Here is a 15,029-nt window from a genome sequence, read left to right as displayed (position 1 = left end):
CATGCCGCTCTCTCCCGAATTCTGGTCGGTCGAACTGGACGTGCCGGTCGGCCTGGTTGCCGCCGCCGAGGACCTGCTGGGCGAGGCCGGCATCGCCGTCACCTCCTATGAAGTCCTGAAGCCCGGCGTGGCGGTCAGTCCGGACTGGCGGGTGCAGGTGCTGTTCGATGCACCGCCCGACGAGGCGGCATGGCGCGCGCGGCTGGCGGAAGTTGCGGCCGCGCTCGGCCTTGCGCCGGTGATCCGCTTCGCCCATCTGCCGCCGCAGGACTGGGTGCGCCATACCAATGTGGTGAATGCGCCGATCGCGGCCGGGCGCTTCTTCGTCTTTGGCAGCCACGACGCCGATGCGGTGCCGCCGGGCGCCCTCGCCCTGCTGCTGGATGCCGGGCTGGCCTTCGGCACCGGCCGCGCGCCCTCGACCTATGGCTGCCTGATGGCCATCGATGCCCTGTGCCGGCGGCAACGTCCGCGGCGCATGCTGGATATGGGAACCGGATCGGGGATTCTGGCCATGGCGGCGGCAAAGGCCGGCGCCCGCGGGATTGTCGCCGCCGATATCGACCCGGTGGCGGTGGCCGTCACCGCGGCGAACGTGCGGCGCAACGGACTGGCCGGCCGCATCCGCGCCCTGACCGCAAGCCGGCCCGCGGATCCGCGTCTTGCCGGCCGCTATGATCTGGTGGTGGCCAACATCCTGGCCGACCCGCTCTGCCGCATGGCGACCGGGCTGGCCCGGCGGGTGGCGCCGGGCGGGCATCTCGTCCTCTCCGGGCTGCTGGCCCGCGAGGAGCGGCTGATCGTCGCCCGCTACCGGGCGACCGGGCTGGTGCTGCAGCGGCGCATCGCCCGCGAGGGCTGGCACACGCTGGTTTTCAGCCGGCGGCGATCCTGACGCCGCCCGCCGGAGCCCCCCCCGCTCCGGCTGCGGCCTGCGGATCAGGCGGCGGCTTCCGCCTTCACCTTCAGGGTCTGCACCTTGGCGGCAGCGGCGTCATTCGACGGTGCACCGGGGCGCCAGACTTCGCCGGCCACGGCGGCCGGGATGCTGGAGCGGTTCAGGCCCATGTCATGCAGGGTGCGGTCGTCCAGGCTGCGCAGCTCGGCCTCGGCAACCTGGCGACGGAAGCTGTCGGCCAGATAGCGCCAGGCATGACGGATGGCGCCGGCAATGGCGCGGGCGCGCATGCGGCGGGCTTCCATCTCCAGCTGAACGAAATCGCTCAGGCCGAGATAGTGGTAGGAATAGCTGTTGAGGCTGTTGGTCTGCTCGATCGGGGTTTTCATGGCCATCTCCTTGCTTGGATGAAGCCGCCCCGGGTGTTCCTCCGTCATGCCTTGCACTCTTCAAATCATGTCAGCATGACTGTCGTAAATATTGCACTGCACAAAGTGATTCGCAAGCGGAATTTTTATGAAATCTGCAACAGAATCAATTGTGTAGAAAAAATGACCATCCTGCCTCGGATCGCTGCCCGGAAATTGATCAGCCTAGAGAGGATGCAGATTCGCGCTGAAATCGGGGCTGCCATGCGCATAGCGAATGGCTCCGGACAGACAAAAGGCACAGCCTGGGCTGTGCCTTCTGAACTCGGTCGCCGGATCGCGTCACACCCAGACGGGGGGAGGGGGACGCTGGGAAAACAGGGCGCGATCCGGCGCCGAAATCGGGTTCCAAGGGGGACAGGAACCCGTAAAAGCGTATGACCAGGCTGCCGCCTCAGGCCGCTTCGCGCGGCACCAGGCGGGTCACCTTGCCGGCCTGGTTCTCGTTGACGGCGAGGATCGGCCGCTCGATCAGGCCGGCCACGGCCGCCGGGATCTCCGAACGGCTGAGGCCGATATCGCGCAGCATCTGGTCGTCCAGGGCCGACAGCTCGTCGATGGCGCGGCGCTGCGCCAGATAGGTGCCGAAGCGGCCGGCAATGGCGGTCAGGCGGGTCCAGCCGGCGGCAATCAGCCGGGCCAGGGTTTCGGCGCGGACACGACGCGCATAAGCCTCGATTTCGGCGGGGCTCAGCGGCGCCAGGTTCGCCGGAAAGGCATAAACGGTCTCGGTGCGCAGGGTCTGCATGGTCGTCTCCAGTTTCTGTGGCCGGGCTGTTCTGTGCATCGCGGCCACGACGGGAATATTGCACTGCACCCTATAAGAAACAACGGGTTAGCTCTGATTGTTTGCCTACACAGTATTGCAGAAAACGCATAGCTGGGCATGGACAGTTTTTGACTTCCGCCCCATTATCCTATTGAGTCACCAACAGGTTATCCGATGACCCTGCACCAGCCGGACCTGACCGCCCTGCCCGCCGACCTCGCCGCCCTGCTGCGCGGCGTCGCCGCGGCCCCGCCCGCTTTCGGCAAATTTCCCGGCCTCGCCCTGCTGCCGCGTGCTCTGCCGCTGGCCCCCGGCGCGGCCGAGCAGACGGTCGCCGCGCTGGCCGCGCAGTATGCCGCCGCCATCGAGGACCGCGCCGCCATTCCCGGCCGGCTGGCTGCACTGCGCGCCGAACTGCAGCGTCAGGATCTCGCCGGCTTCGTGGTGCCGCTGACCGACGAATACCAGAGCGAATACGTGCCGCTGCGGGCGCAGCGGCTGAGCTGGCTGACCGGCTTCACCGGTTCAGCCGGCATCGCCATCGTGCTGCGCGACCGCGCCGGCATCTGGAGCGACGGTCGCTACACCCTGCAGCTGGAGCAGCAGGTCGATGGCAGTCTGTGCGAGCGCCGCCATATTTCCGACGATCCGCCGGCCGACTGGCTGAAGACGGCGCTGAAGCCGGGCGACCGGCTCGCCTGCGATGCCTGGCTGCATACCGAGGACGGACTGAAGAAGCTGGAAGCCGCCTGCCGCAGCGCCGGCGCCACGCTGGTCACCGCCGACCGCAACCTCGTCGACATCGTCTGGACCGACCAGCCGCCGCCGCCGCTGAGCCCGGTGATCGTGCAGGACGACGCGCTGGCCGGCCGCGATGCCGCCGGCAAGCGCGGCCAGATCGCCGCCGCCGTGCAGGCCAGGGGCGCCGCCGCCGTGGTGCTGACCCTGCCGGAATCGATCGCCTGGCTGCTGAACATCCGCGGCAGCGACGTGCCGCATACCCCCCTGCCGCTGTCGATGGCGATCCTGCATGCCGATGCGGCCGTCGACCTGTTCATCGACGGCCGCAAGCTGGGCGACGAGGTACGCCGCCATCTCGGCGCGGCCGTGCGCCTGCAGGCACCGGAGGCTTTCGCCGCCGCGCTGGATGCGCTGGGGACGGCAAAGCAGACCGTGCAGGTCGATCCGGCCACCAGCGGCGCCGCCCTGCTGCACCGGCTGGAGGCCGCCGGCGCCACGCTGCTGCGCGCCGAGGATCCCTGCCTGCTGCCCAAGGCCTGCAAGACCGATGCGGAACTGGATGGCAGCCGCGCGGCCCATCGCCGCGACGGTGCCGCGGTCAGCCGTTTCCTTGCCTGGCTGGACGCGGAAGCGCCGAAGGGCCATGTCGACGAGATCGCCGCAGCCGGCAAGCTGGAAAGCTTCCGCCGGCTGTCCAACGAACTGCGCGACCTGTCCTTCACCACCATTTCCGGGTCCGGCCCCAACGGCGCCATCGTGCATTACCGGGTGACCCCGCAGACCGCCCGGCTGCTGGAACCCGGCAATCTCTATCTGGTCGATTCCGGCGGCCAGTATCCCGACGGCACCACCGACATCACCCGCACGGTCTTCATCGGCGACGGCCAGCCCGCGCCGGAGATGCGCGACCGCTTCACCCGCGTGCTGAAGGGCCATATCGCCCTGGCCCGCGCGCGTTTCCCCGAAGGCACCTCGGGCCAGCAGCTCGATGCGCTGGCGCGGCATTGCCTGTGGGAGGCCGGCCTCGATTACGATCACGGCACCGGCCATGGCGTCGGCAGCTATCTGTCGGTGCATGAAGGCCCGCAGCGCATCGCCAAGCTGGGCAGCGCGGTGCCGCTGAAGCCCGGCATGATCGTCTCCAACGAGCCGGGCTACTACAAGACCGGCGCTTACGGCATCCGCATCGAGAATCTGGTGGCGGTGCGCGTGGAGACCGAAAAGGCCGAGAACGGCAGGCGCTGGCTCGGCTTCGAGACCCTGACCCGCGCGCCGATCGACCGGCGGCTGATCGACCTGACCCTGCTGACCCCGCAGGAGGTGGGCTGGATCGATGCCTATCACGCGCTGGTCTGGCAGGAGATCGCGCCGCAGGTGGACGACGATACCCGCGCCTGGCTGAAACAGGCGACCGCCCCGTTAGGGGCATAACGGCTGCTACCCCGTTAGGGGCATAGCGGCTGCCGCGCCGTCAGCGCAGCCAGAGCGGCAGGCGGTGACGGCGGAAGGCGGCACGCCGTTCCGACGACGACGAACAGGGTTCGTGGTAGCCGGGTTCCAGCCGGCCCGGCCGGATGCCCAGCGCCGGCAGGCTTTCGTCCAGGGTGGCTTTCTCCTGTGCCGCCATGGCCGCCAGTGCGATGCCGGCACAGGCCGCCGCGTCGCTGTCGGCGGCGTGATGCCGCAGCTCCAGCCCCAGATGCCCGGCCACGGTGGGCAGCCTGTGGTCCGGCAGGTCGGGCCATTGGGCGCGGGCGATCTTGACCGTGCAGAGATAGGCCAGCCGCGGCGGCTCGATGCCGTAAAGCTTCAGTGCCGTCCGCAGCACGCCGATATCGAAACCGGCATTATGCGCCAGCAGCAACGGCGTCTGCTCCAGATGCGGCAGCAGCTCGTCCCAGAGGCCGGGGAATTCCGGCTCGAATTCCACGTCATGGGGCCGGATGCCGTGGATGGCGACATTCATCGGATGAAAGCGCATGTCGTGAGGCCGCACCAGCCTGTGTGCGGTATGGGTCACCCGCCGGTCAGCCCCGATCCAGGCCAGCCCGGCCGAGCAGACCGCGCCGGGCGCCGCGCTGGCGGTTTCGAAATCGAGTGCAATGGCGATGCTGCCGGCCGTGGCGGCAATGGGCGGGATCGGCTGCTCGGTCAGCATCGGCTCACCCGCCGATCAGCGCGAGCCACTCATCCTCGGTCAGCACCGCCACGCCGTGCTTCTGGGCCTCGGCCAGCTTGCTGCCGGCGCCGGGGCCTGCCACCAGATAATCGGTTTTCCTGGAGACCGATCCGGCCACCTTGGCACCGAGGCCGAGCGCGCGGGCCTTGGCCTCGTCGCGGGTGAAGCGCTCCAGGCTGCCGGTGAAGACGACCGTCTTGCCGGCCACGGGCGAATCCTGTGCCGGCCGCTCCGGCGGCACCACCTCGGTCAGTTCCTTCAGCAGGGCCTCGATCACCGCACGGCTCTGCGGCCGGGTGCAGAAACCGACGATGGCATCGGCCACCACCTCGCCCATCTTGTCGATGCTGTTGAGATCGGCCCAGGCCTCGCCCGCGCGGTCCTTCGCGGCATCCATGGCATCCAGCCAGCTGCGCACGTCCGGGTAATGCATGGCGACGAGGCGCGCGCGCTCCTGCCCGACATGGCGGATGCCCAGCGCATGGATGAAGCGGTCGAAGCCGATGGTCCGCCGCTGACCGATGGCGGCCATCAGCTTGGCCACCGATGTCTCGCCGAAGCCGTCCTTCTTCTGCAGCTCGGCGGCATGGTCCTGCAGGCGGAAGATGTCGGCCGGCTGCTTCACCCAGCCCCATTCGTAGAAAGCCGTGATCTGCTTCTCGCCCAGCCCCTCGATGTCGAAGGCACTGCGCGATACGAAATGGCGCAGGCCCTCCATCGCCTGGGCCGGGCAGCTGACGCTGCCGGTGCAGCGACGCACGACATCCTCGGCCCCCGATGCATCTGCCTCGCGTTCGGCCGGCTGGCCGCAGACCGGACAGCGGGTCGGGAAGACGAATTCACCGGCGCCTTCCGGCCGGCGGTCGAGCACGACACTGACCACCTGCGGGATCACGTCGCCGGCACGCTGCACGATCACGGTGTCGCCGATGCGCACATCCTTGCGGCGGATCTCGTCCTCGTTATGCAGGGTGGCATTGGAGACCAGCACGCCGCCGACATTCACCGGCTTCAGCTTGGCGACGGGGGTGAGCGCGCCGGTGCGGCCGACCTGGATATCGATATTCTCCAGCACGGTCTGTGCCTGTTCGGCCGGGAATTTATGGGCGATGGCCCAGCGCGGGGAACGGCTGACGAAGCCGAGCCGCTCCTGCCAGTCCAGCCGGTCGACCTTGTAGACCACGCCGTCGATGTCGAAGGGCAGCGTCGCGCGCTGTGCCGCGATGTCGCGGTAATAGGCGATCAGCTCGTCGTGGCTGCGGCAGACCGCCACCGGGCTGTTCAGGGTGAAACCCCAGCCTGCCAGCCTGTCGCGCACCTCCGTCAGCCGAGCCCCCAGCGGCGCGGAGACCTCGCCCCAGGAATAGCCGAAGAACCGCAGCGGGCGTTTCGCGGTGATCGTGGCATCGAGCTGGCGCAGGCTGCCGGCGGCGGCATTGCGCGGATTGGCGAAGATCTTGGCACCGGCCTTTTCCTGCGCGGCATTCAGGGTGAGGAAATCCGCGCGGGTCATGTAGACCTCGCCGCGCACCTCCAGCACATCCGGCCAGCCTCTGCCCTTCAGCCGGTGCGGCACATCCTGCTGCAGGGTGCGGATATTGGCGGTGACATCCTCGCCCTCCTGGCCGTCGCCGCGGGTGGCGGCGCGCACCAGTTCGCCCTTCTCGTAGCGCAGGCTGGCCGACAGGCCGTCGATCTTCGGTTCGGCCAGCAGCACCAGCTCGTCATCGATCTTCAGGTTGAGGAAGCGGCGGATGCGGCCGAGAAAATCCGCCACCTCGCCCTCGGCGAAGGCATTGTCGAGCGACAGCATCGGCCGGGCATGCCGCACCTTGGCGAAACCGGCCGCCGGAGCCGCGCCGACGCGGGCCGAGGCGCCGCCGAGCGTGGCAAGATCGGGGAACCGCTCTTCTATTTCCAGCAGACGACGCTTCATCGCGTCGTATTCGGCATCCGAAACCGTGGGCGCATCCTGCTGGTGATAACGCCTGTCGTGTTCGGCGATTTCCTCTTCCAGCCGGGCATGCTCCAGCTTTGCCTGGCGCGGCCCCAGATCGGCGACCGGCTTCTCGCGCTGGCGGCTCATCAAGCCCGGCTCCTCATGCCTCGTGCCCGGCCAGCAGGCTGTCGGCAGCGGCGCGGGCCGCATCGGTGATGGTGGCGCCGGCCAGCATGCGGGCGATTTCCTCGCGGCGGTCGGGTGCGGCCAGCGGTGCCACCTCGGTCAGGGTGCTGCGGTTCTTCGCCGGGCCGGTCTCGCGTTTGGCGATGCGCCAGTGCTGGCCGCCCTTTGCCGCCACCTGCGGCGAATGGGTGACCACCAGCACCTGCACGCGGTCGGCCAGCCGGGCCAGCCGCTCGCCCACGGCCGCCGCCGTGGCACCACCGACGCCACGATCCACTTCGTCGAAGATCAGCGTTCCCGCAGCACCGCGCCCCGCCAGAACCACGCGCAGGGCCAGCATGAAGCGGCTGAGCTCGCCGCCCGATGCGATCTTCGCCAGCGACCCCGGCGCGGTGCCCGGGTTGGTGGCGGCCAGAAACTGCACGCGGTCGGCGCCCTCGGCACTCCATTGCTCGGGCGGCAGCGCCTCGACGGATGTCGTGAAGACCGCGGCCCCGAGCTTCAGCGGACCGAGTTCGCCGGCCACCGCCCTGTCCAGCTTTGCCGCCGCCTTGCGCCGCGCCGCCGAAATGGTGCCGGCCTTCGCCTGGTAGGCCGCCTTCGCCTCGGCGGCAGCCTTTTCCAGCTTTGCCAGCGAGGCGGTCTGGTTGTCGATCAGGGCCAGCCTCTCGGCGTAGCGTTCCGCCAGCGCGGCGAGGTCATCGACCGCCACGTTATGCTTGCGGGCCGCCGCGCGCAGGGCAAACAGCCGCTCCTCGACACGCTCCAGCCGGCCCGGATCGAGATCGAGTTCGCGCGCCGTGCTGTCGATCGCGGCAGCCAGCTCGCCGGCCTGCAGCAGCACCTGGTCGGCCTGGGCGATCAGGGCGTCCAGCTTGCCGGCCGCCCGCTCCGCCACCCGTTCCAGCGCACGCAGGCAGGCCCGCAGCCGGGCATCGACACCGCCGCCCTGTTCCAGCGCACCCTGCGCCTCCTGCATGGCGGCCGCCAGTTTCTCGCCGGCCTGCAGCAGACTGCGCTGCTGGGCCAGCTCCTGCTCCTCGCCTGGCTGCGGCTTCAGCGTCTCGAGTTCGGCCGTGACGTGGCGCAGGAAATCTTCCTCGCGGCGGGCCTGCTCGGCCGCTTCCGCGGCGCCGGCCAGAGCCGCCTCCGCCGCCCGCATCGCCTGATAGGCATCGCGCAGGCCGGCCACATCGCGGTCCAGACCCGCATACTCGTCCAGCAGCGCCCGGTGCACGGCGGCATCGGTCAGGCCCTGCTCGTCATTCTGGCCGTGAATCTCGACCAGCGTATCGCCGATGCGGCGCAGCAGCGCGACGCTGACCGGCTGGTCGTTGATGAAGGCGCGGCTCTTGCCATCGGCGCCCAGCACGCGGCGCAGCACCAGTTCGTCGCCGGCCTCGTCAATGCCCTGCTCGGCGAGCAGGGCCCGCGCCGGGTGCTTCGCCGGCAGGTCGAAAGCGGCGGAGACCACGCCCTGCGTGGCGCCGCTGCGCACGAGACCGGCATCGGCACGGCGGCCAAGCGCAAGCCCCAGCGCATCCAGCAGGATCGATTTGCCGGCGCCGGTCTCGCCGGTCAGCACGCCGAGACCCGCATCGCAGGCCAGATCGAGGCGCTCGATCAGCACGATGTCGCGGACGCTCAGGTTGGTCAGCATGGTGGCCCGCCCGCTCGGCGCCGTCCGGCGCTCAGAAAATGGATCGCCAGGTCCGGCCGAACCAGCCCTCGCCTTCCTTCGGGCTGTCGCCCGAGGCGACCTTCTGGCCGGTCAGCAGGCTGTAGGTGTCGGCATACCATTCGCTGCCGGGATAATTGTAGCCCAGCACGGCAGCGACATTCTGCGCCTCGCTCAGCACGCCGAGCGACAGATAGGCCTCGGTCAGGCGATGCAGGGCTTCCGGCACATGGGTCGTGGTCTGGTAATTCTCGATCACGGCGCGGAAGCGGTTGATGGCGGCGATATACAGGCCCTGCCGCAGGTAATAGCGGCCGATGGTCATTTCCTTGCCGGCCAGATGGTCGCGGGTCAGGTCGATCTTGAGGCGCGCATCGCGGGCATATTCGCTGGACGGATAGCGGCGCACCACTTCCTCCAGCGCGGCCAGCGCCTGCTGGGTGATCTTCTGGTCGCGGCCGACATCGGTGATCTGCTCGTAATAGCAGAGCCCGATCAGATAATAGACATACGGCGCATCCTTATTGCCGGGATGCAGCTGCAGGAAGCGCTGGGCCGCGGAAACGGCCTCGGTGTAGTTGTTTTTCTGGTAATAGGCATAGGCTGCCATCACCTGGGCCTTGGTCGCCCAGACCGAATAGGGATGCTGGCGCTCGACCTCGTCGAAACCGCGGGCGGCGGCCTCCCAGTTGTTGGCCGCGACCGCGTTCATGGCCCCGTTGTAGAGATCCTCGACCGGCCGCTCGACATAGGGCGGCTCGGACTTGTCGCAGGCTGCCAGCGCCAGCGCCACGAACGCGACGGCGAGGGCCTGTCGCAGCGGCATCAGCAGGCGCGACGAATCCGGTCTGGCGAGCATCGGCATGGCCGAATTCTGTCGCATGCCACCCCGGCAAAATCAAGCCGGGCACCGGAAATGCCGGGCGTGACTCGGGCGGCAAATCCCTGCCGCGACTACGCCTTTCGGACAGGCCATGGCCTCCGGATGGCGGCGGAAGAACTATTCCCGGTTTTCCGGGTAAAACAGCCACCTATACTTCTGAACGATTTTCCTGCGTGAGTTATTCGCGTATTAGAGGTAGAGATGTCTCTGCGGTCATTGTTCAGGCAGGGTTTAATCCCGCCAAGCGGGTAGAATGCCCTGCCGGAGGACCTTGCGGTCCGGACCATGCCCTGCTCACGAGATATCCGGGACGGACTATATCCTGCCTGCGGGTGCTGAGGCGCCTGTCCGGCGCCCGCCCCAGTACCGGAATCTCGCGGTTCCGTTCTGCGCCATCTGGGCCCCTCATCCGGCAGGGCCCTGGTGACGGAACCGGCCTTGCCCGGATGCTTTTACGGACAGAATCGTCCGCCGCCAGAAGAGACGAACAAGAACCAAAGGCTTCGCCAAGGGGTATGACAGATGGGAAAGATTGCCACGCGTGTTGACGAGTATGTCGGCGAGCGGATCCGGTCGCGCCGGACCGAACTGGGCCTGACCCAGGAGGAACTCGCCAACTCGCTGAAGATTTCCTACCAGCAGGTCCAGAAATACGAGACCGGCGCCAACCGTGTCAGCGCCGGCCGCCTGTTCGAGATCGCCCAGCGCCTGAATGTCGACATGGCCTATTTCTTCGACGGCCTGAAGGACACGCTGGAAAGCCGTCCGATGGAGCATGGCGGCAAGAACCGTTCGACCATCGAGCTGGTGCGCAATTTCAGCGACATCGAGGACACCACGATCCGCTCGGCCGTGGCCGGCCTGATCAAGAGCATTGCCAGCCGCTACAAGGACGAGGAGACCGGCGAGGCCGGCCTTCCCGTCACCGGCAACTGACCAGCGGCAGCCATCCGCCTTCCGGACCGCGAGGTTCGGCGTCCAGCGCCGTCGGGGAAATCCCGGCGGCGTTTTTTTATGCGCCGGGCGATTTCATCCGCCAAAAGAAAAAGCCCCGCTTGGGCGGGGCTTCCATGCAGGGCGGCAGGTCAGCCGGTCAGTGGGACGCGTCGGCCACCGCCGGATGCAGCCCGGTGCCGATATCGGCCGCCGGCAGCAGGCGGGGCATGTCGCGGGCCGGCTCGCGGCCCTTGGCATGGGTGGTCCAGGCGAAGGCCGCGCTGTCGGCAAACAGCGCCTTCAGCAGCCGGTTGTTCAGGGCATGGCCGGAGCGGCGGCCCTCGTAGCGGCCGATCAGCGGCGCGCCGGCCAGATACAGGTCGCCCAGGGCGTCGAGAATCTTGTGGCGGACGAATTCATCATCGTAGCGCAGGCCGTCATCGTTGAGGATGCGGTCATGGCCGAGCACCACGGCATTCTCCAGCGACCCGCCGCGGGCCAGGCCCATGGCGCGCAGCTGCTCGACTTCCTGCACGAAACCGAAGGTGCGGGCACGGGCGATATCGGCCTTGAAGCGGCCCGGCTCCAGATGGAAGGCCGCGCTCTGGCGGCCGATCATCTTGTTGGCGAATTCGATCTCGAAATCGATGGCAAAGCCTTCGGCGGGCAGCAGGGCGGCACTCGCCTCGCCGTCGCGCACCTCGACCTTCTTCAGAATCTTCAGGTAGCGGCGCGGCGCCACCTGGTCGATCAGGTCGGCGCATTCGATCAGGAACACGAAGGGCGCGGAGGAGCCGTCCATCACCGGCACTTCCGGGCCGTCGATGTCGATCAGCACGTTGTCGACGCCCAGGCCCGCCAGCGCGGCCATCAGATGCTCGACGGTGCCGACCGCGATGCCTTCACCGGCGGCGACCGTGGTGCACATGCGCAGGTCGGTGACCTGGTCATGCTTCGCGCGGATCAGCGGCTGGCCGGGAAGATCGGTGCGGCGGAACACCACGCCGGTATCCGGCGCGGCCGGGTTCAGCACCATATGCACCATCGCCCCGCTATGCAGTCCGATCCCCGAACACTTGATCCGGTTCTTCAGGGTCTTCTGGGCGATCTTGCCGGTATGGGCCACGCGGCTGCTCCTCGAGGGGGCCGCCGGCGAATCGGGGCGGCCCGTAAAAACAGAAACCGGGGATGGTTGTAGCAACCACCCCCGGCAACAACAAATCACTCTCTGTTTCTAACTGTAACGCTGCCGAAACAGGATAACCGTCTGCCCCGGCGGCGCTTTTCGTCCCTCAGTTGGCCTGCCGGCGCAGGAAGGCCGGGATGTCCAGCAGGTCGTCCTGCGGCCGCGCGGGCGCCGGCCGTTCAGCCCCGCCCAGCAACCCCAGATCGGTCTGCCGGGGCGCCGGCACAGCCTCCGGCATTGCCGCCGGTGCCGGCGCGGCCGGCTGGCGGGCAAATTGCGGCTCGGCATGGCGGGCCGGCTCGGCACGGGCCGCCCCGGTGATCCGCTCAAACAGGCCGAGCTTGCGGCGCGGCTCGGCCGGACGGTTGACCATGTCCGCCTCGGCGAAGGGGTCCGGCTGGCCGGCAGCGGTCCCGGCCGTCCGCGGCGGCATCGGCTGGGCCGGCGGCGGCACGAAATGGCCGGTGGCGGCGGCTTCCGCTGCCAGTTCGGCGGCGAAAGGCCGGGCGGCCGGCGGCGGCGCATCGAAGTTGATCGGCTGGACCGGGGTGGTGACCGGGTCGGCCAGCGGGGCTTCGAGGCCGGCCGGCAGCTGGCCCGGCGCCGGCAGGTCGTCGCCGGCCGGCGCCGCAATGGCAACCGGCTCCGGCATCGCCAGGGCGGTGGCGCCGGCGGAAACCGGCTGGGCCGCCATGGTGGCCGGGACGGACTGGCCGGTCGCCGGCTGCATGGCTGCCGGCGGCATCGCCGGCTTCGGCGCGGCGGCACCGAAATTCACCGGCTTGGCCTGCGGCGGGGTCACCAGCCGCAAAGCCGGGGTGGCCTGCGGCTTCTGCTCCGCCTGGGCGGCGGCATCGATGCCGGTGGCCACCACGGAAACCCGCATGCGGCCTTCCATATTGGCATCCAGCGTCGAGCCGACGATGATATTGGCCTCGGGATCGACCTCCTCGCGGATGCGGTTGGCCGCCTCGTCCACCTCGAACAGGGTCAGGTCGGGGCCGCCGGTGATGTTGATCAGCACGCCGCGGGCGCCCTTCATCGAGATGTCGTCCAGCAGCGGGTTGGCAATCGCCCGCTCGGCTGCCTCGATGGCGCGATGATCGCCATCGGCCTCGCCGGTGCCCATCATCGCCTTGCCCATCTCGCTCATCACCGAACGGACATCGGCGAAATCGAGGTTGATCAGGCCCGGCATCACCATCAGGTCGGTGATGCCGCGCACGCCCGACTGCAGCACGTTGTCGGCCATCTTGAAGGCATCCGCGAAGGTGGTCTTCTCGTTGGCGACCCGGAACAGGTTCTGGTTCGGGATGATGATCAGGGTGTCGACATATTCCTGCAGCTCGCGGATGCCGGCATCGGCCAGGCGCATGCGCTGGCTGCCCTCGAAGGAGAAGGGCTTGGTGACCACGCCGACGGTCAGGATGCCCATTTCCTTGGCAGCCCGGGCGATCACCGGGGCGGCGCCGGTGCCGGTGCCGCCGCCCATGCCGGCAGCGACGAAGGCCATGTGGCAGCCCTGCAGGTGCTCGACGATCTGCTCGATCGATTCCTCTGCCGCCGCCCGGCCAACATCCGGCTTGGCGCCGCAGCCCAGGCCCTGGGTCAGGCCGACCCCGAGCTGGATGCGCCGTTCGGTCAGCGACATGTTGATCGACTGCGCGTCGGTATTGGCCGCCACGAACTCGACGCCCTCGAGCTGGGCGTTGATCATGTTGTTCACGGCGTTGCCGCCGGCCCCGCCGACGCCGAAGACGACGATGCGGGGCTTCAGCTCCCGCGTGGTCGGCATGCTAAGATTGATACCCATGTTCTCCTCCAGGGTTAACCATTGCAATGACCAAAGTCGCTTCGCGATGCAAGCGACGTTTCGCAAACCGCATGGATGCTGATCATTTCGATCATCGTGTTTGGCGTCCTTGCCATGCGGTCAGAAATTCGCGCGCAGCCAGCGGCCGATTCGCGCGATCGCACCATGCGGTGCGGGCTCCGGTTCGGGCAGGCGGATCATGCGCTCCGCTCCCTGTTGCTGCGCATATGAGAGAAGCCCGGCGCAGGCCGAGAAGGCCGGGCCACCGGTCGCCTCGGCCAGTCCGCCCACACGGATGGGGCGGCCCAGCCGGACCTGTTTGTCGAGAATGCGGGCGGCCAGTTCGCGCACGCCCTGCAGCTGGCTGGCACCGCCGGTCAGCACGACCCGGCGGCCTGCCAGCTTCTCGAATCCGGATTGTGCGAGACGCTCGCGCACCTGCTCGAGCGTCTCCTCGAGTCGCGGCTTGATGATGCCGGTCAGGATCGAGCGCGGCACCTGGTTATGGGCATGCTCGTCGGTCTCGCCGACCTGGGGCACGTCGATGGTCTCGGTATCGTCCGACGGACTCGGCAGCACGGTGCCGTACAGGGTCTTCAGCCGCTCGGCATGGGCCAGCGGGGTGGACAGGCCGCGGGCGATGTCGTTGGTGACATGGGCGCCGCCCAGCGGCACCACGTCCACATGCACCAGCTGGCCGTCGTAGAACACCGCCAGGCTGGTGGTGCCTCCGCCCATGTCGATCAGGGTGACGCCGAGGTCCATCTCGTCCTCGACCAGGCAGGCCAGCCCGGCGGCGAACGGTGCCACCACCCGGCCGGCAATACGCAGATGCCCGCGGGCGACGCAGGTCGACAGGTTGCGCAGCGGGCCGGCCCCGGCGGTGATGATGTGCATGTTCACACCCAGCCGCTCGCAGGCCATGCCGCGCGGGTCCTTGATGCCGCGCGAGCCGTCGATGGTGTAGCCGACCGGAATCGAGTGGATCACCTCGCGGTCGCCCGGATGCTCGTGCCGGCGGCCCTGGTCGAGGACCAGGCCGACATCGTGCTCGGTGACCTCGTGCCCGTCGATGGCGACCTCGACCCCGACGGTCAGCGACTGCGGGTTGCCAGCATTGATGCTGACATAGACGTCGCGGATGGTCTCGCCGCACATCCGTTCGGCGGTTTCCACCGCCGCCCGGATCGACTGTTCGGCGCCGTCCATGTCGATGACATTGCCGTTGCGCAGGCCGCGCGACAGCTGGTGGCCGATACCGATCACCCGCAGCGTGCCGGCATCGGCCCGCGCGATGAAGCAGCATACCTTGGACGACCCGACATCCAGCGCGGCTATCAGTCCGCTGCGCGAAACCGCCATGATCCTACTTCCCCTCGTTGCCGGTATGCGA

General features: G+C 68.5%; 12 protein-coding genes. 3 read left to right on the top strand and 9 right to left on the bottom strand.

The window, feature by feature from the left end:
* Position 1: 1 nt before the first annotated feature.
* Positions 2-895, top strand: a complete 894-nt coding sequence (locus tag ACEQZY_RS04515) for a 50S ribosomal protein L11 methyltransferase (RefSeq protein ID WP_370152631.1) — start codon at positions 2-4, stop codon at positions 893-895.
* A 44-nt stretch (positions 896-939) separates the two neighbouring features.
* On the opposite strand, the gene ACEQZY_RS04510 is transcribed toward ACEQZY_RS04515, so the two are convergent.
* Positions 940-1,287 carry a DUF1127 domain-containing protein gene (locus tag ACEQZY_RS04510; RefSeq protein ID WP_370152629.1) on the bottom strand — a complete coding sequence of 116 codons (348 nt, stop codon included), beginning with the start codon at positions 1,285-1,287 and terminating at the stop codon, positions 940-942.
* 433 nt (positions 1,288-1,720) lie between these two features.
* Complete coding sequence (locus ACEQZY_RS04505) at positions 1,721-2,074, bottom strand: DUF1127 domain-containing protein (protein WP_341703498.1); 354 nt, start codon at positions 2,072-2,074, stop codon at positions 1,721-1,723.
* A gap of 195 nt (positions 2,075-2,269) precedes the next feature.
* Here ACEQZY_RS04505 and ACEQZY_RS04500 point away from each other — a divergent pair, with 195 nt between their 5' ends.
* Positions 2,270-4,267, top strand: a complete 1,998-nt coding sequence (locus ACEQZY_RS04500; protein ID WP_370152627.1) for an aminopeptidase P family protein — start codon at positions 2,270-2,272, stop codon at positions 4,265-4,267.
* Positions 4,268-4,307: 40 nt separating this feature from the next.
* Here the strand turns inward: ACEQZY_RS04500 and ACEQZY_RS04495 are convergent, their stop codons facing one another.
* Genes ACEQZY_RS04495 through ACEQZY_RS04480 form a run of 4 tightly spaced genes read right to left on the bottom strand, consistent with a single transcriptional unit; the run spans position 4,308 to position 9,677 of the window.
* A complete protein-coding gene (locus ACEQZY_RS04495; protein WP_370152625.1) occupies positions 4,308-4,994 on the bottom strand; it encodes a 3'-5' exonuclease in 687 nt (228 codons plus the stop codon).
* A gap of 4 nt (positions 4,995-4,998) precedes the next feature.
* Positions 4,999-7,101, bottom strand: coding sequence for an NAD-dependent DNA ligase LigA (ligA, locus tag ACEQZY_RS04490; RefSeq protein ID WP_370152623.1), 2,103 nt, complete (start codon positions 7,099-7,101; stop codon positions 4,999-5,001).
* A 13-nt stretch (positions 7,102-7,114) separates the two neighbouring features.
* Positions 7,115-8,800 carry a DNA repair protein RecN gene (gene recN, locus ACEQZY_RS04485; RefSeq protein ID WP_341704847.1) on the bottom strand — a complete coding sequence of 562 codons (1,686 nt, stop codon included), beginning with the start codon at positions 8,798-8,800 and terminating at the stop codon, positions 7,115-7,117.
* A gap of 31 nt (positions 8,801-8,831) precedes the next feature.
* A complete protein-coding gene (locus ACEQZY_RS04480; protein WP_370153119.1) occupies positions 8,832-9,677 on the bottom strand; it encodes an outer membrane protein assembly factor BamD in 846 nt (281 codons plus the stop codon).
* Positions 9,678-10,223: 546 nt separating this feature from the next.
* Here ACEQZY_RS04480 and ACEQZY_RS04475 point away from each other — a divergent pair.
* Entirely contained in the window at positions 10,224-10,637 is a 414-nt protein-coding gene (locus ACEQZY_RS04475; RefSeq protein ID WP_341704846.1) for a helix-turn-helix transcriptional regulator, read from the top strand.
* A 157-nt stretch (positions 10,638-10,794) separates the two neighbouring features.
* On the opposite strand, the gene lpxC is transcribed toward ACEQZY_RS04475, so the two are convergent.
* The 3 genes from lpxC to ftsA form a co-directional block, all read right to left on the bottom strand.
* On the bottom strand, positions 10,795-11,763 hold the full coding sequence (lpxC, locus tag ACEQZY_RS04470) for a UDP-3-O-acyl-N-acetylglucosamine deacetylase (RefSeq protein ID WP_370152620.1): 969 nt from the start codon (positions 11,761-11,763) through the stop codon (positions 10,795-10,797).
* Positions 11,764-11,929: 166 nt separating this feature from the next.
* Complete coding sequence (ftsZ, locus tag ACEQZY_RS04465; RefSeq protein ID WP_370152618.1) at positions 11,930-13,636, bottom strand: cell division protein FtsZ; 1,707 nt, start codon at positions 13,634-13,636, stop codon at positions 11,930-11,932.
* A 120-nt stretch (positions 13,637-13,756) separates the two neighbouring features.
* Positions 13,757-14,998: a cell division protein FtsA gene (gene ftsA, locus ACEQZY_RS04460; protein WP_341705000.1), complete on the bottom strand. Its 1,242-nt coding sequence runs from the start codon at positions 14,996-14,998 to the stop codon at positions 13,757-13,759.
* Positions 14,999-15,029: the final 31 nt, after the last annotated feature.

The sequence above is a fragment of the Ferrovibrio sp. genome, assembly GCF_964218355.1.
Lineage (GTDB): Bacteria > Pseudomonadota > Alphaproteobacteria > Ferrovibrionales > Ferrovibrionaceae > Ferrovibrio.
The sequence above is the reverse complement of the archived record's forward strand: the minus strand, read 5'-3'. Positions and strand labels throughout refer to the sequence as shown.

Bases quoted from the DNA above. Each gene is read 5' to 3' on its own strand.
- ACEQZY_RS04515 (WP_370152631.1), top strand. From the start codon at position 2: ATGCCGCTCTCTCCCGAATTCTGGTCGGTCGAACTGGACGTGCCGGTC.
- ACEQZY_RS04510 (WP_370152629.1), bottom strand. From the start codon at position 1,287: ATGAAAACCCCGATCGAGCAGACCAACAGCCTCAACAGCTATTCCTAC.
- ACEQZY_RS04505 (WP_341703498.1), bottom strand. From the start codon at position 2,074: ATGCAGACCCTGCGCACCGAGACCGTTTATGCCTTTCCGGCGAACCTG.
- ACEQZY_RS04500 (WP_370152627.1), top strand. From the start codon at position 2,270: ATGACCCTGCACCAGCCGGACCTGACCGCCCTGCCCGCCGACCTCGCC.
- ACEQZY_RS04495 (WP_370152625.1), bottom strand. From the start codon at position 4,994: ATGCTGACCGAGCAGCCGATCCCGCCCATTGCCGCCACGGCCGGCAGC.
- ligA (WP_370152623.1), bottom strand. From the start codon at position 7,101: ATGAGCCGCCAGCGCGAGAAGCCGGTCGCCGATCTGGGGCCGCGCCAG.
- recN (WP_341704847.1), bottom strand. From the start codon at position 8,800: ATGCTGACCAACCTGAGCGTCCGCGACATCGTGCTGATCGAGCGCCTC.
- ACEQZY_RS04480 (WP_370153119.1), bottom strand. From the start codon at position 9,677: ATGCTCGCCAGACCGGATTCGTCGCGCCTGCTGATGCCGCTGCGACAG.
- ACEQZY_RS04475 (WP_341704846.1), top strand. From the start codon at position 10,224: ATGGGAAAGATTGCCACGCGTGTTGACGAGTATGTCGGCGAGCGGATC.
- ftsZ (WP_370152618.1), bottom strand. From the start codon at position 13,636: ATGGGTATCAATCTTAGCATGCCGACCACGCGGGAGCTGAAGCCCCGC.
- ftsA (WP_341705000.1), bottom strand. From the start codon at position 14,998: ATGGCGGTTTCGCGCAGCGGACTGATAGCCGCGCTGGATGTCGGGTCG.